This is a genomic window from Pseudomonas sp. LG1E9, from assembly GCF_003290225.1.
GTDB lineage: Bacteria > Pseudomonadota > Gammaproteobacteria > Pseudomonadales > Pseudomonadaceae > Aquipseudomonas > Aquipseudomonas cyclaminis.
Genome location: NZ_CP029983.1, coordinates 2,824,994 through 2,839,362, shown reverse-complemented (window position 1 = coordinate 2,839,362; position 14,369 = coordinate 2,824,994). Strand labels below are relative to the sequence as shown.

General features: G+C 61.6%; 11 protein-coding genes and 2 pseudogenes. 6 read left to right on the top strand and 7 right to left on the bottom strand.

Features of this window, described 5'->3' with window-relative positions; all coding sequences use genetic code 11:
- Positions 1 to 259 precede the first annotated feature (259 nt).
- A pseudogene (locus DNK50_RS29505) lies at positions 260 to 1,033 on the bottom strand (cache domain-containing protein); the annotation flags it as partial.
- A gap of 61 nt (positions 1,034 to 1,094) precedes the next feature.
- The gene (locus DNK50_RS13410; protein WP_162633411.1) at positions 1,095 to 2,414 is read right to left on the bottom strand and encodes a Na+/H+ antiporter family protein; all 1,320 of its coding nucleotides are present in this window, start codon (positions 2,412 to 2,414) and stop codon (positions 1,095 to 1,097) included.
- A 318-nt stretch (positions 2,415 to 2,732) separates the two neighbouring features.
- Here DNK50_RS13410 and DNK50_RS29500 point away from each other — a divergent pair.
- Positions 2,733 to 4,001: pseudogene (locus DNK50_RS29500) on the top strand (chemotaxis protein); the annotation flags it as partial.
- Positions 4,002 to 4,151: 150 nt separating this feature from the next.
- The gene (locus DNK50_RS29495; protein WP_371926575.1) at positions 4,152 to 4,907 is read left to right on the top strand and encodes a methyl-accepting chemotaxis protein; all 756 of its coding nucleotides are present in this window, start codon (positions 4,152 to 4,154) and stop codon (positions 4,905 to 4,907) included.
- Between the two features lie 164 nt (positions 4,908 to 5,071).
- On the opposite strand, the gene DNK50_RS13400 is transcribed toward DNK50_RS29495, so the two are convergent.
- The 4 genes from DNK50_RS13400 to DNK50_RS13385 are packed head-to-tail and all read right to left on the bottom strand — an operon-like array spanning position 5,072 to position 7,669.
- Positions 5,072 to 6,391: a sensor histidine kinase gene (locus tag DNK50_RS13400; protein ID WP_099584873.1), complete on the bottom strand. Its 1,320-nt coding sequence runs from the start codon at positions 6,389 to 6,391 to the stop codon at positions 5,072 to 5,074.
- Positions 6,388 to 7,056 (bottom strand): response regulator transcription factor, encoded by a 669-nt coding sequence (locus DNK50_RS13395; protein ID WP_099584872.1) that lies wholly within the window; start codon positions 7,054 to 7,056, stop codon positions 6,388 to 6,390. The genes DNK50_RS13400 and DNK50_RS13395 overlap by 4 nt, the downstream gene beginning before the upstream one ends.
- The gene (locus DNK50_RS13390; RefSeq protein WP_099584871.1) at positions 7,056 to 7,367 is read right to left on the bottom strand and encodes a PepSY domain-containing protein; all 312 of its coding nucleotides are present in this window, start codon (positions 7,365 to 7,367) and stop codon (positions 7,056 to 7,058) included. Before DNK50_RS13390 ends, DNK50_RS13395 begins: the two co-directional genes overlap by 1 nt.
- On the bottom strand, positions 7,367 to 7,669 hold the full coding sequence (locus DNK50_RS13385) for a PepSY domain-containing protein (protein WP_099584870.1): 303 nt from the start codon (positions 7,667 to 7,669) through the stop codon (positions 7,367 to 7,369). Before DNK50_RS13385 ends, DNK50_RS13390 begins: the two co-directional genes overlap by 1 nt.
- Positions 7,670 to 7,827: 158 nt before the next feature.
- On the opposite strand from DNK50_RS13385, the gene DNK50_RS13380 reads away from it, so the two are divergent.
- From DNK50_RS13380 to codA, 4 genes are all read left to right on the top strand, one after another.
- Complete coding sequence (locus tag DNK50_RS13380; RefSeq protein WP_099584869.1) at positions 7,828 to 8,907, top strand: hypothetical protein; 1,080 nt, start codon at positions 7,828 to 7,830, stop codon at positions 8,905 to 8,907.
- A 76-nt stretch (positions 8,908 to 8,983) separates the two neighbouring features.
- The gene (gene queD, locus DNK50_RS13375) at positions 8,984 to 9,340 is read left to right on the top strand and encodes a 6-carboxytetrahydropterin synthase QueD (RefSeq protein ID WP_017736453.1); all 357 of its coding nucleotides are present in this window, start codon (positions 8,984 to 8,986) and stop codon (positions 9,338 to 9,340) included.
- Positions 9,341 to 9,595: 255 nt separating this feature from the next.
- On the top strand, positions 9,596 to 10,888 hold the full coding sequence (gene codB / locus DNK50_RS13370) for a cytosine permease (RefSeq protein WP_112194467.1): 1,293 nt from the start codon (positions 9,596 to 9,598) through the stop codon (positions 10,886 to 10,888).
- 84 nt (positions 10,889 to 10,972) lie between these two features.
- Positions 10,973 to 12,208: a cytosine deaminase gene (codA, locus tag DNK50_RS13365; protein WP_112194465.1), complete on the top strand. Its 1,236-nt coding sequence runs from the start codon at positions 10,973 to 10,975 to the stop codon at positions 12,206 to 12,208.
- Positions 12,209 to 12,217: 9 nt separating this feature from the next.
- On the opposite strand, the gene DNK50_RS13360 is transcribed toward codA, so the two are convergent.
- The gene (locus DNK50_RS13360; protein ID WP_112194463.1) at positions 12,218 to 14,368 is read right to left on the bottom strand and encodes a lipase family protein; all 2,151 of its coding nucleotides are present in this window, start codon (positions 14,366 to 14,368) and stop codon (positions 12,218 to 12,220) included.
- Between the last annotated feature and the right edge of the window lies 1 nt (position 14,369).

The following is a 14,369-nucleotide window of genomic DNA, read 5'->3' as shown; positions in this document are numbered from 1 at the left end:
GCGCCGCCACGGAGGCGCCTTGGGCACTGCGCGCCACTTCCTGCGCAGCCGAGGACATCTGGTTGATCGCGGTGGCCACCTGATCGGTCTCGTGGCGCTGGCGTTCCATGGCCTGCTCCGAGCGCTGGGCCTGGTCGGACACCTGGCTCACCAGCCCGGTCAGTTGCGCGGTCATTTCCGTGATCTGGCGCACCAGCCCGTGGATCTTGTCGACAAACCGGTTGAACGCACCGGCCAGGTCGCCCAACTCATCCTGGCTGGTGATGGCCAGGCGGCGGGTCAAGTCGCCTTCACCGGCAGCGATGTCATCGAGGTTGGCTTTCATCAAGTGCAGGGGACGCAGGATGGTATTGGCCAGCAGCATGCCCACGGCGGCGATCACCAGCAGCACCACCACCGCCACGCCGAGGATACTCAGCAACACGCCTTCCATGCGTTTTTCGACCTTGGCCTCGACCACCGCCACCTGGGCTTCGATGCCGTCGAGGTTCACGGATGTACCGATGACCATGTCCCACTTGGGCAGGTATTCGGTGTAGCCGAGCTTGGGCACCAGTTCGGTCTGGCCGGGCTGGGTGGAGCTGTATTGCAGGTAGTGGCTGCCGTCCTTGCCGACCTTGACCAGGTCGCGGTTGACGTAGACGCCGTTGGGGTCGCGGTTGTCCTTGAAGCTCTTGCCCACGCCATCAGGGCTGTTGCCCTTGAACAGGCGGATGGTTTCTGAGTCGTAGCCGAAGAAGTAGCCGTCCTTGCCGTAACTGGTGTTGGACAGCAGTCTGACCACCTCGGCCCGCGCCGCCGTGTCACCGGGGGCAGCTGCGTCGTAGAGCGGTTTGATGGTGCTCATGGCCACTTCCACATAACTTTGCAGGGTGGCCTTGGCGTTGTTGAGCAGACGCTGGCGGGTTTCATCCACCTCGTTGCGCGCCTGCCCCTGGAGGATCCACACAGTGGTCAGGCTGATCACCACGGCAAACAGCAACACCGGCACAACGGCAAGGGACAGGACTTTGGCCTTCAGGCTCAGACGCATGGCTTTTCTCTCTTATTAGGCGACTTGAGAGGTTATCGGCCAGCGGCGGTGAATCTGTAGATCAGAGTGTCATTGCCGCCAGCCAGCCAAATGCGAGCAATGGCAGGTTGTAGTGCAGGAAAGTCGGCACCACGGTGTCCCAGATATGGTGATGCTGGCCGTCGATGTTCAGGCCGGAGGTCGGGCCGAGGGTGGAGTCCGACGCCGGTGAGCCGGCATCGCCCAGCGCACCCGCCGTACCGACGATGCACACGATGGCCATCGGGCTGAAGCCCAGTTGCACACACAGCGGCACAAAAATCGCGGCAAGAATCGGCACCGTGGAAAACGACGAGCCGATGCCCATGGTCACCAGCAGGCCCACCAGCAACATCAACAATGCACCGACGCCACGGCTATGGCCGATAAACGCCGCCGAGGTTTCGACCAGCGAGCGCACGTCGCCGGTGGCCTTGAGCACTTCGGCAAAACCTGAGGCGGCGATCATGATGAAGCCGATCATGGCCATCATCTTCATGCCTTCGGTAAACAGGTCGTCGGTGTCGCGCCAGCGCACGATGCCCGACACCGAAAAGATCAGGAACCCGGCCAGGGCACCGATGATCATCGAGTCCAGCCACAGCTGAATGATGAACGCCGAGGCAATCGCCACACCAGCCACCAGCAGGGTCAGCGGGTTGTATTGCACCGCGACTTGCTCGACGCGCTCGATTTTTTCCAGGTCATACACGCGCTTCTTGCGGTAGCTGATAAACACCGCCACCAGCAGGCCAACCACCATGCCCAGGGCGGGCAGGCTCATGGCGTGGGTCACGTTGACCTGGCTGATGTCCACACCGCTCTTGGCCACATTGGCCAGCAGGATCTGATTGAGGAAGATATTGCCGAAGCCCACCGGCAGGAACATGTAGGGGGTGATCAGGCCGAAGGTCATCACGCAGGCAATCAGGCGTCGGTCCAGTTGCAGCTTGGTCAGCACGTACAACAGCGGCGGCACCAGTAGAGGAATGAACGCAATGTGGATCGGCAAGATGTTCTGCGAGGCAATCGCCACCATCCACAGCAAGCCGATCAACAGCCATTTGACGTGGCTGCCGCCGCTGGCGTCCTGGCGGTCCACCAGTAACAGCGCCTTGTCCGCCAACGCATGGGCCAGGCCGGACTTGGCAATCGCCACTGCGAAAGCGCCGAGCAATGCGTAGGACAACGCCACGGTCGCACCGCCGCCCAAACCGCCGTTGAAGGCTTTGAGCGTGGCTTCGATGCCCAGGCCACCGGTCAAACCGCCCACCAGGGCGCCGACGATAATGGCGATGACCACATGCACGCGGGACAGGCTGAGCACCAGCATGGTGCCGACCGCGGCGATGACTGCGTTAATCATGGTTACCTCAAGCAAAAACATAAAAAACAGGCATACCCTCGCTCAGGTGGCCATTGGCTGGCGACCCGCGTGCAGGCTTCAAGGAGGTCTTATTAGAGGGCGCGCACTTTGCAGGAGGTGGGGCTGCATGTCAAAAAACCGTGGCGAGGGAGCTTGCTGTGGCGAGGGAGCTTGCTCCCGTTCGACAGCGCAGCTGGAGCCGGCTTTTACCCCCCCCTCTAAGGCCCCGCCCAAGCAAGCTTGCTCACCAAAAAAGCAAATTTAAATTGATCGTTTGAATAAAGAACCCCCCAAAGCAGCCGACAACCTGACTCTATGTGCTTTCAGGTTAAGGATGTCCCGATGTCGCTCAGGCAGCTCTCCATTCAATGGAAAATCACCCTGCTCGCGGGCCTCTGCCTGCTGGGGATCGTGACCCTGCTGGTGGGTTTGTCGCTGTATCGCATGGCGCAGAGTTCGGAGCAGGTCCAGGCCTCCAGCATGCAGATGCTCAATACCTCCGCCCAGGCGCGCATCGAGGCTCAAGGCGAAGCCCAGGCGCTGGGTATCCGTCGTCAGTTCATGGATGCCTACCAGTACGGCCATGGCTTTTCCCGTCAGGTGCTGTTCCTGCGCGAGCAGGCCGAAAAGCGCTTCCTCGACGCCTTCGACACCCGCGAAGACCTGACCCGCCAGGTCAAGGCCGCCTTGCAGGCCAACCCGGACCTGCTGGGGTTGTCCCTGGTGTTCGAAGCCAATGCGCTGGACGGCAAGGACGAGTTGTTCGCCGATCAGGCAGAGTTGGGCAGCAACGACAAAGGCCGCTTCGCCCTGTACTGGTCGCAGCCGACGCCGGGCACGCTCACCTCAATGGCCCTGCCGGAAAGCGATATGGCCGACACAAGCATCGGCCCCAGCGGTGAACCGGCCAACGCCTGGTTCACTTGCCCGCGCACGACGCTCAAGCCCTGCGTGATCGAACCCTACTTTTATATGATCAACGGCCAGAACGTGCTGATGACCAGCATCGTGTTCCCGCTGACGGTCAATGGCAAAGTCATCGCGTCGCTGTCGGTGGACATCAACCTCAACAGCCTGCAGGCCGTGAGCCAACAGGCCAGCCAGAAACTGTACGACGGCCAGACTCAGGTGAGCATCCTCAGCGCTACCGGCTTGCTGGCCGGCTACAGCGCGGACGCCACCCAGTTGAGCAAACGCCTGGATCAGGTCGACACCGTCAGCGGCGCGCAAGTGCTCAGTGCACTGGCCAGCGGCCCACAGATCCGCAGCCTGCGCACCGACCATCAGCTCAAAGTGCTGGCGCCGTTCGCGCCGATTCCTGACGGCAAGCTGTGGGGCGTGTTGCTGGATGTACCGGAAAAAGTTCTGGTCGGCCCCGCCGAAGCGCTGAAGGCCCAACTGGATGCCGACAATGCACGTGGCACGCTGCTGGAGTTGGGGCTGGGCCTGCTGGCGGCGGTGATCGGTCTGATTCTGGTGTGGCTGATGGCCCGCAGCGTGACGCGGCCGATCCTCGGCGTGGCGCACATGCTCGAAGACATCGCCAGCGGCGAAGGCGACCTGACCCGGCGCCTGGCCTACGACAAGAAAGATGAACTCGGGCAGCTCGCGGGCTGGTTCAACCGTTTCCTCGACAAGCTGCAACCGATCATTGCCGAGGTGAAGCGCTCGGTGCAGGACGCCCGTGGCACTGCCGACCAATCCGCCGCGATTGCGACCCAGACCAGCGCCGGCATGGAGCAGCAATACCGCCAGGTCGACCAGGTGGCCACTGCCTCCCACGAGATGAGTGCTACCGCCCAGGATGTAGCCCGCAGCGCCGCCCAGGCCGCACAAGCCGCACGCGATGCCGACCAGGCCACCCGCGACGGTTTGACCGTGATCGACCAGACCACCACCAACATCGGTCACCTGGCGGCGGACATGAGCACCGCCATGGGCCAGGTCGAAGGCCTGGCCGCCAATAGCGAGAAAATCGGTTCGGTGCTGGAAGTGATTCGCGGCATTGCCGAGCAGACCAACCTGTTGGCGCTCAACGCCGCCATCGAAGCCGCCCGCGCCGGTGAGGCCGGTCGGGGCTTTGCGGTGGTGGCGGATGAGGTGCGCAACCTTGCGCGGCGCACCCAGGAATCGGTGGAAGAAACCCGCCTGGTGATCGAGCAACTGCAAAGCGGCACCGAGGATGTGGTCGGCTCCATGGGCAACAGCTATCGCCAGGCCCAGGGCAGCGTCGAACAGGTCGGCCAGGCCGTCACCGCCCTGCGCCAGATCGGCGATGCGGTCACGGTCATCAGCGACATGAACCTGCAGATCGCCAGCGCCGCGGAAGAGCAAAGCGCAGTGGCCGAGGAGATCAACAGCAACGTGGCGACCATTCGCGATGTGACCGAGTCGCTGTCGGAACAGGCCAATGAGTCGGCGCGGGTGAGCCAGGCATTGAATAGCCTGGCAAATCAGCAGCAGGGATTGATGGATCAGTTTCGCGTCTGATCTGAATCAGCCGTAGCTACGTCTTGACGCTCACCGGGCAACCGCACGCTTCGGGTCGTAGCAGCTGTCGAGCGCAAGCGAGGCTGCGTTGGCGCCCGCAGATCGCGGGGTGTCAATGCGTCCGTCACGCAGCCTCGCCAAGGCTCGACAGCTGCTACGGATGCTCAGATCTGGCGGTGTGGCAATTCGATCAGCACCTTGAGACCGCCCAGCTCGCTTTCCTGCAACTGCAGTACCCCGCCCCACACCTCGACGATATCCCGCACGATCCCCAGCCCCAAACCATGGCCGTCGATCTGCTCATCCAGGCGCGTGCCACGGCTGAACACCTGGTCGCGCTGGGTTTCGGGGATGCCGGGGCCGTCGTCTTCAACCGCCAGCAGGTAGCTGCGGGCGGTTTCACTGATCGTCAGCCGCACATCGGCATCCGCCCATTTGCAGGCGTTATCCAGCAGGTTGCCGAGCAGTTCCAGCAGGTCTTCCCGGTCCCAGGGCAATTGCAGGCCGGGGGCCGCGTGGTAGCTGAGGTCCAGGTGCTCGCCATGGACCATGTTCAGGGTGGCCAGCAAACCGGGCAGTTCTTTTTCACAGTCGAACAAGGCACCCGGCAGGGTTTCGCCGGCCAGGCGTGCGCGGTTGAGCTCACGATTAAGGCGTTGTTGCACCTGTTCCAACTGGTTGCGCAGCAGTTTGCTCAGCTCGGGATGATCCTTGAGCGCCTCGCTCGACGCCGCGCTCAGCAACACGGCCAGTGGCGTTTTAAGGGCATGCCCGAGGTTGCCGAGGGCATTGCGTGAGCGCTTGAGGCTGTCTTCGGTGTGGGCCAGCAAGTGGTTGATCTGCGCCACCAGCGGCTCCAGTTCCAGCGGCACCTGGGTGTCGAGTTGCGAGCGCTGGCCCTGTTGCAACTGGGCGATTTGATTGCGCGCAGTTTCCAGCGGGCGCAAGGCACGGCGCACAGTGACCCGCTGCAGGACCAACACCAGCAGCAACGCCGCCAACCCAAGCACCAGGCCGATCTGACGCATCAACCGGAAGCTTTCCCGCACTGGCGTGTAGTCCTGGGCCACGCTGATTGAGATCGACTGGCCAAAGCGTTTGTAGTCCGAACGCAACACCAGCAATTGCTGGCCTTCCGGGCCCAGTTGCAGGTTGCCCTTGATCCCGGCTTCGGGCAGTTGGGGCAACTCCTGGTCCCACAGCGAACGGGAGCGCCAATGAGTGTCGGCGAAATCAATCCGGAAATAATGCCCGGAAAACGGCCGCTGATAGGCCGGCGACAGGCGCTGCTCATCCAACTGCACGCCGTTGGGCCCGCGCACCAGCGCCACCAACAGGTTTTCAGCGTCGTTGCGCAACCCTGCTTCCAGATAGCGCTGCAAGCCAGCTTCGAATAACCACAGGCTGGTTTGTGCCAGCACCAGGCCGACAATCACCATCACACTGATCAGGCCCAGGCTGAGGCGGCGCTGAATCGACTTCATGCAGGGCTGGCGCCAAAGCGGTAACCCTGGCCACGCCGGGTTTCGATCACGGCGCGGCCCAGTTTGCGGCGCAGGTGGTTGACGTGGACTTCCAGCACATTGGAGTCGCGCTCGGTCTCGCCGTCATACAAGTGCTCGGCCAGGTGGCTTTTGGACAGGATCTGTTCGGGATGCAGCATGAAGTAGCGCAACAGACGGAACTCGGCGGCGGTCAGTTGGATCTCGTCACCGTCGCGCAGTACGCATTGACGGCCTTCGTCCAAGTGCAGGCCGGCGGCTTGCAAGGTGGGCTGGTTGGCCTGGCCGTGGGAACGGCGCAACAGCGCCTGGATGCGCAGGTGCAGCTCTTCAGGGTGAAAAGGTTTGCTCAGGTAGTCGTCGGCACCGGCCTTGAGCCCTTCGATCCGCTCGGCCCACGAGTCGCGGGCGGTAAGGACCAGCACCGGAGTGGCCAATGCGGCCGCACGCCATTGCGCCAACACCTCAAGGCCGGGCAGACCGGGCAGGCCGAGGTCGAGGATGATCAGGTCATAGGGTTCGCTGCGCCCCTGATACGCGGCGTCGCGCCCATCGGCCAGCCAGTCGACGGCATAGCCCTGACGCTGCAGGCCGGCCAGCAGTTCATCGGCCAGGGGTACGTTATCCTCCACCAGAAGCAGGCGCATCAGTCTTCCTCGTCTTTGATCAGTACACCGTTGGTGGCGTCGAGTTTAATCTCACGCACCACACCTTCGGTGGTCACCAGCTCCACTTCATAGGCATATTGGCCGTGTTTTTTCTCAAGCTCCGCCTCCAGCAAACGGGAGCCGGGATACCGTGCCATGGCCTGCTGCAACAGTTGCTCCAGCGGCAGGATCACGCCCTGCTGGCGCAGCGCGAGGGCTTCATCCTGGTTGAGGTCGCGGGCCTGCAAGCCCGAGCAGAACACCACCAACACCAACGCCACGCGACTGCCGGTGCGTAAATTTACCTTCATTACGTATCCTGATGATTCTTGAGAACCTGCCCGGTGAGCGCGTCCAATTCAACGTCCCATTCAATACCGTTGCGATCTTCCAGTTCGACCTCGTAGACATACTTGCCGTACGCTTCGTCCAGATCGGTGTCCAGCAGCGTCGAACCGGGGTGCAGGGCCAGCGCAGTGGCTTCCAGTTGGTCAAAGGCGACAATTGTAACAGTGGCCGGCACGGTCAGTGGCTTGTCGGGGTCCACGGCTCCGGCCTGGGTCGCCGTGGAGGCGATGATAGCGGCGGCGACCAGAGCAGTGAGGCGTTTCATGATAAGTCTCCGTTACACGATGTTATTCCTACGCCGGCCACGGTATCTGCTGCAACTTAACTGAAACTGAATTGCCACCATGGCAATTGCGCGGACAGCGGTTTTCCCACAGCTTGCGAGATTTCCTATACTGCCCCCTCGCTTCAACAGAGACCGGTATGACAGCCATCCACATCAAGTTTCCCGCCCTGACCCTCAAGGCCGGCAAACGCGCCCTCACCCGCATCCGCGAACAAGGCCTTGAGCCTGTCGATGTCGGCATCCTTCCCGGTGCGGCCGGCGGTCCCAAGGCGTTGGGCATCCAGGGCCTGGACCTGGCGCTGTTCGGCGACTGGCTGCCTCGGGCACCACGGGAACGGGCGCTGATCGGTGCGTCCATCGGCTCCTGGCGCTTTGCCAGCGCTTGCCTGCCCGACCCGGTGCAAGGCCTGCTGGACCTCGGCCGCCTGTACAACGAACAACGCTTTGCCAAAGGTGTGACCATGGCCGAGGTCACCCAGAGCTGCCAGCGCATGCTCGACGACCTGCTGGCCGGCCGCGACGCGCGGGTGCTGGACAACCCCGACTATCGGCTGAACATCATGGTAGTCAAAAGCCACGGCCTGCTCGCCGATGACCATCGCGGACGCCTGGGCCTGGGCCTGTCGTCGGTGATTGCCGATAACCTGCGTGGCCGCGCACGGTTGTCGCGGCACTTCGAACGGTTGATCATCCATGACCCGCGCCAGTTGCCACCGGTGCATCCGCTGAAGGATTTTCCGTCGAGGTTTCTTGAGCTGGATGCAGGCAACCTGCGCCAGGCGTTGCTTGCCTCGGGTTCGATCCCCATGGTGATGCAAGGCGTGCGCGACCTGCCCGGCGCAGGCGCCGGCACCTACCGCGACGGTGGCCTGCTGGACTACCACCTCGACTTGCCCTACCACGGCGAGGACATCGTGCTGTACCCGCACTTCACCGATCGGGTGATCCCCGGCTGGTTCGACAAAGGCCTGCCATGGCGGCGCAGCAATCAACAGGGTTTGCAGGACGTGTTGCTGCTGGCGCCATCCAGGGACTACCTGGCCCGCCTGCCCCACGGCAAACTGCCGGACCGCAGCGACTTCAAGCGCTTTTTGGGCGACGACAAAAGTCGCAATAAATACTGGCAAACCGCGATGAGCGAAAGCCAGCGGCTGGGGGATGAGTTTCTGCAACTGGCGGATAACGGTGGCTTGGGCGAGCGCTTGCAGGCGCTTTGACCCAGCGGTATGCGCGGCGCGTGATCAAGCTGTTAAACTCGCCGCCTGCCAGATACCTGACCGAGCTGAAAATACTGTGGAAATCTTCAAAGAGTTTACCTTCGAGTCCGCCCACCGCCTGCCGCACGTGCCGGATGGCCACAAATGCGGGCGCCTGCATGGGCATTCGTTCAAGGTGGCGATCCACCTGAGCGGCGACCTGGATCCCCATACCGGCTGGATTCGCGACTTCTCGGAGATCAAGGCGATTTTCAAGCCGCTCTACGAACGCCTCGACCACAACTACCTCAATGACATCCCAGGCCTGGAAAACCCAACCAGCGAAGTGCTGGCCAAGTGGATCTGGACTGAACTGAAACCGCTTTTGCCGGAACTCAGCGCGATCCGCATCCATGAGACCTGCACCAGCGGCTGCATCTATCGCGGCGAGTAAGCCGGCGTTATGAAGAAACCACCCTTGCGGTGGTTTTTTTGTGGCTGCGCACCAACTGTGGTGGCGAATCCACTGATCCAATTTGTATCACCCCCGCACCGCTTTCGTGCCCGATTGGGCACCACGGACACTCCCTCCTGCGTTGGCTCCCTGTTTGGCTATAAAGATTGTGCACCGTACCGTACGCCGGTCACTGCGACTGATTTGGCACGCGCGGTGCAACAGGCCTCGTCACTCATTCAGGGAGCAAGGCACATGACGCAGCAAGAACCGGGCAACGATTACCCCTTAAGCGAAGTCCCCATGCATGCGCGCAAGGGCCTGGCATCGACCGCCATGGTGCTGCTGGGCTTTACGTTTTTTACCGCAACCATGTTTGCCGGCGGCAAGTTGGGGGTGGCGTTCAGTTTCACTGAGATGCTCGGGGTAGTGGCGTTGGGTAACCTGCTGCTGGGTATTTACGCAGCAGCCCTGGGCTACATCGCTTTCAAGAGTGGTCTGAACTCGGTGCTGATGGGGCGCTTCTGCTTTGGCGAAGTGGGTAGCAAGCTCAGTGACTTGATCCTCGGCTTCACCCAAATCGGCTGGTACGCCTGGGGAACAGCCACGGCGGCCGTGGTGCTGGGTAAATATTTCGAGCTGAGCCAGGGCAGCGTGCTGGCCTTGATGGTGCTGTTCGGGCTGGTGTTCTGCGCCACGGCCTACGTGGGCTATCGCGGGCTGGAGATTTTGTCCTACATCGCAGTGCCGGCCATGGGCTTGTTGCTGTTTTTGTCGATGTGGGTCGCCACGATGAAAGTCGGCGGGCTGGATGGGTTGCTGGCGGTAGTGCCGAGCGCTGAACTGGACTTGTCCACGGCTATTACCCTGGTGTTCGGCACCTTTGTCAGCGGCGCGACACAGGCTACCAACTGGACACGGTTTTCCCGCTCGGCGAAGGTGGCAGTGCTGGCCAGCCTGATCGGTTTCTTTATCGGCAATGGCCTGATGGTGCTGATAGGAGCCTATGGCGCCATCGTCTATCAGCAACCTGATGTGGTGGAAGTCTTGTTGCTGCAAGGCTTTGCCATGGCGGCGATGGCGATGCTGCTGCTCAATATCTGGAGCACCCAGGACAACACCATCTATAACTTCGCCGTGGCCGGCTGCAATCTCTTGCGCACCAAACGCCGCAAAACGGTCACCCTGGCCGGCGCGGTGATCGGCACTCTGCTGGCGCTGCTCGGCATGTACGACATGCTGGTGCCATACCTGATCCTGCTGGGCACGGTGATCCCGCCGATTGGTGGCGTCATCATGGCGGACTTCTTCTACCGCTATCGCGGCCACTACCCTCGCTTGTCCGACGCACGCCTGCCGGCGTTCAACTGGCCGGGGCTGGTGGCGTATGCAGTGGGTACCGTGCTGGCATTCAACTCGCCATGGGTCGCGCCGTTGGTGGGGATCGCTGCGGCATCGCTCACCTACATCTCACTGAGCGCCGTACTGCGCGTGCGGGTGCCCCTGGCCGACGCTGACCCTGGAACCCGGGTTTCACGAGAATGGTAATCTGATGACCGTCTGGACATCGGCATCGCCCTGATGATCTGGCGACTGTCTGCCTGATTGTTTTTAGCCAAGAGGAACTTGCCCATGCACATCATCAACGCCCGCCTGCGCGACCGTGAAGGCCTGCATGATCTGCACCTGGAAAACGGCCGGATCGCCAGCATCACCCCACAAGCGACGCCGCCCGTACTGACGGCCGGTGACCTGGATGCCGCTGCCAACCTGGTGATCCCCCCCTTCGTCGAACCCCATATCCACCTTGACGCCACCCTTACCGCCGGCGAACCCCGCTGGAACATGAGCGGCACGCTGTTCGAAGGCATCGAGTGCTGGGGCGAACGCAAGGCCACCATCACCGAGCAAGACACCAGGACCCGCGCCAAGAAAACCATCCAGGCCCTCGCCGCCCACGGCATCCAGCACGTACGCACCCATGTCGATGTCACCGACCCCGACCTCACGGCGCTCAAGGCCATGCTGCAAGTGCGCGAAGAAAGCACGCACCTGATCGACCTGCAAATCGTCGCCTTTCCCCAGGAGGGCATCGAGTCCTACCGCAACGGCCGCGAGCTGATGGAAGAAGCCATCCGCCTGGGCGCCGACGTGATCGGCGGCATCCCCCACTTTGAATACACCCGCGACCAAGGCGTGAGTTCGGTGAAGTTCCTGATGGACCTGGCCGAACGCACGGGTTGCCTGGTCGATGTGCATTGCGACGAAACCGACGACCCCCATTCGCGCTTTCTCGAAGTGCTGGCCGAAGAAGCCCGCAGCCGCGACATGGGTGCCCGCGTCACCGCCAGCCACACCACGGCCATGGGTTCCTACGACAATGCTTACTGCGCCAAGCTCTTTCGCCTGCTGGGGCACTCCGGTATCAGCTTCGTCTCATGCCCGACCGAAAGTATCCACCTGCAAGGCCGCTTCGACAGCTTCCCGAAACGCCGGGGCGTCACGCGGGTCAACGAACTGCTCGAAGCCGGCATGAACGTGTGCTTCGGCCAGGACTCCATCGTCGACCCCTGGTACCCGCTGGGCAACGGCAACATCCTGCGGGTGCTGGAAGCCGGTTTGCACATCTGCCACATGCTCGGCTACCGCAACCTGCAAAGCGCCCTCGATTTGGTGACCGACAACAGCGCCAAGGCCATGGCCCTGGGTGATCGCTACGGACTGGAGCCTGGACGCCCGGCCAACCTGTTGATCCTTTCAGCGGACAGCGACTACGAAGTGATTCGCAGCCAGGGCCTGCCGCTGTACTCGATTCGTAACGGCAAGGTATTGATGAAGCGTCAGCCGGCACAGGTAGAGTTTGTGTAAGCGAGCGGGTCACTGGATTGGGTCGATATCCAGCGGTTGCGCCCTCCCCAACTCGCTCTGCGTGGCGGGAGGGATACTGGCGATCTGAGTCCGCGTCTGATTTTCACGATGGCGGAACCAGCGCTTGAGGCAAGGTTGCAACGTGACGGAGTGGGCATGGCTCCCGTAGATATCGCGGGCCTCAAGACGCCGCCAGCGCAGGGTTTGCAGGCGTTCGCGACTGCTGTTCAGGCGGTCGATCTCGGCGTTCAAGGGCTCGTGATATGCATAGGTCCGGTCGTTGGCTGGGCGATGTCGAGTCAATTCACGCCGCTTGTCTTGCAGTTGTTTGCGCATGGACGCCAGGGCATGGTCGAGCAGGTCGAATTCGCGCTGGGTCACCAGAGGGCCGTCGCTGTCCACCGCTTGTTGCCAGCGCCGCAACGTCGCCCAGGCGGCAGGTATGTAGCTGGCGGTCATGAAGTGCTGCTTGTATTGCACCAACTGTCTGATCAAACCTTCGCGGTCGGGCATATCCCCCTGCACTTGCAACGCCCGATTGCGGCCTGCCTCTTCGATGGACTCACAGCCGGGCTTCCAGAGTACCGACGAGTGCGTGCCATCGGGGAGCATGATCGGCATGAAGTGTTGCTGCTCGCCATGATGCTGGTAAGGGTTGCCGCCAATGCGTACCAGACCTGCGGCGAACAACAGGCCACCCGCCGTGGGCGCGCTGAATAGCGTAACGGCACCGGGAATCCAGAGTTTCGCGGTGGTGTTCATCCAGGGTGCCGGGACGCTGGGGACGGGGTCGTTGTGGTTGACGATGCGGTGGTGGACCAGCGTGGAAGCGCCAGCGGTGAACGCGGAGTCGGCGGCACGGGGCGCGCCGTAGGTATAGAGGAGGATGTTGTAGTTTGCATCGGGAATTCGTCGTAAGCCTTCAGCCAGAAGCAACGCAATCGCGCCGCCCAGGCTGTGGCCACACATCACAATGCGCTGGCCGGTGTGAAACTGATCGAGGTAGCGCAACACGAACTTACGTACTGCTCGGTACGCCTGATAGAAACCATCGTGCGCTTTGCCAACCCCCTCCGCGAAATGCACCTGGTGGGCGTTGGCATCGCGCAATCCATCTGCGGCACTGGCAGTCCCACGCACCGCTATCAGGATGACCTCATCGTGGTGAGTGATGAACGCTTGGGTATCAGTGCCGTCTTTTTCGTCATCGAAGAAATGCGAGCGCGCGGGGTGTTCCTGTTGATCGCCCAGTTCCGGGCGATTCTGGGGGTACAACGCAGGGTCGAACGGCAGGATTTCGAAGCGCCGGGAGTACGGGACTTCCTCATAGAGTGGGTAGAAACGCTGTGTTTGCTCAGGATCAACTCGCCACGCTTCCTGATGCCCAGCGAGCTGTTCGGCAAACAGATTCCCGACACTGGGATCCAGCGGAAAACGCACTTCATCCTGGGGTTTCTCCGGCGGCGCCTGACCGAAGCTGCAATAGCTAAGTGATGCAAATAACGCCAACTGGTATAGGTTCAAGGCGCAGAAATCATCCTGCGTTGACAACATCGGGCGCAGGGCTCGAAGCGGGCGGACTTCAAGAACGGTGTGGTTGTTGGGGAATAGTACGACCCCGAACAAGGTCGGCTGGGGGGGACCGAAGCTTAGGTCTGCCATCATTTTCAGGGCGTGGCGTTGGGGGCGGTGAGGTGAAGGTGCTGCCGGGGGGAGATGGGCGGTATGGCGAACTAGATCACTTACTTCAACCTGATAAAAACAATCCGTGTTCTGCCGTGAAATATTACTCTCGATACGTTTACCGTCAGGGTTTGAAAAAGCCGTTCGCTCAGCACGGAATTGAAGTTCGGAGATCGGCAATTGGTAAGTCCTACGTGTCATCAGTTCGCGGTAAGGTTCTTCTTGCCCGGTGTATTGATTATCTAAACTTAGAACCGCGGGGCCACAATAAAGACCCTGAAGCTTGGCGAATCCATCACCATTTAACCGTCCTTCGTATGGGGCCCCGGCACTGTCGTAGATAGTAAATGGAAGACCGCCATAGGGCTTTCCGCTACCTGTTTCATCCACTAAGCAAAAGCTCACCCATGTCCCTCGCAACGGGCACGCGGGCATCCTGTCACTGAAAAAAGCTCGCTTCCATGCGTTCTGCATCATG

What these genes read in the sequence shown, in the direction of transcription:
- DNK50_RS29495 (WP_371926575.1), top strand. Translation starts at nt 4,152, where the DNA reads ATGGAGCAGCAATACCGCCAGGTCGACCAGGTGGCCACTGCCTCCCAC.
- DNK50_RS13400 (WP_099584873.1), bottom strand. Translation starts at nt 6,391, where the DNA reads ATGAAGTCGATTCAGCGCCGCCTCAGCCTGGGCCTGATCAGTGTGATG.
- DNK50_RS13395 (WP_099584872.1), bottom strand. Translation starts at nt 7,056, where the DNA reads ATGCGCCTGCTTCTGGTGGAGGATAACGTACCCCTGGCCGATGAACTG.
- DNK50_RS13390 (WP_099584871.1), bottom strand. Translation starts at nt 7,367, where the DNA reads ATGAAGGTAAATTTACGCACCGGCAGTCGCGTGGCGTTGGTGTTGGTG.
- DNK50_RS13385 (WP_099584870.1), bottom strand. Translation starts at nt 7,669, where the DNA reads ATGAAACGCCTCACTGCTCTGGTCGCCGCCGCTATCATCGCCTCCACG.
- DNK50_RS13380 (WP_099584869.1), top strand. Translation starts at nt 7,828, where the DNA reads ATGACAGCCATCCACATCAAGTTTCCCGCCCTGACCCTCAAGGCCGGC.
- codB (WP_112194467.1), top strand. Translation starts at nt 9,596, where the DNA reads ATGACGCAGCAAGAACCGGGCAACGATTACCCCTTAAGCGAAGTCCCC.
- codA (WP_112194465.1), top strand. Translation starts at nt 10,973, where the DNA reads ATGCACATCATCAACGCCCGCCTGCGCGACCGTGAAGGCCTGCATGAT.
- DNK50_RS13360 (WP_112194463.1), bottom strand. Translation starts at nt 14,368, where the DNA reads ATGATGCAGAACGCATGGAAGCGAGCTTTTTTCAGTGACAGGATGCCC.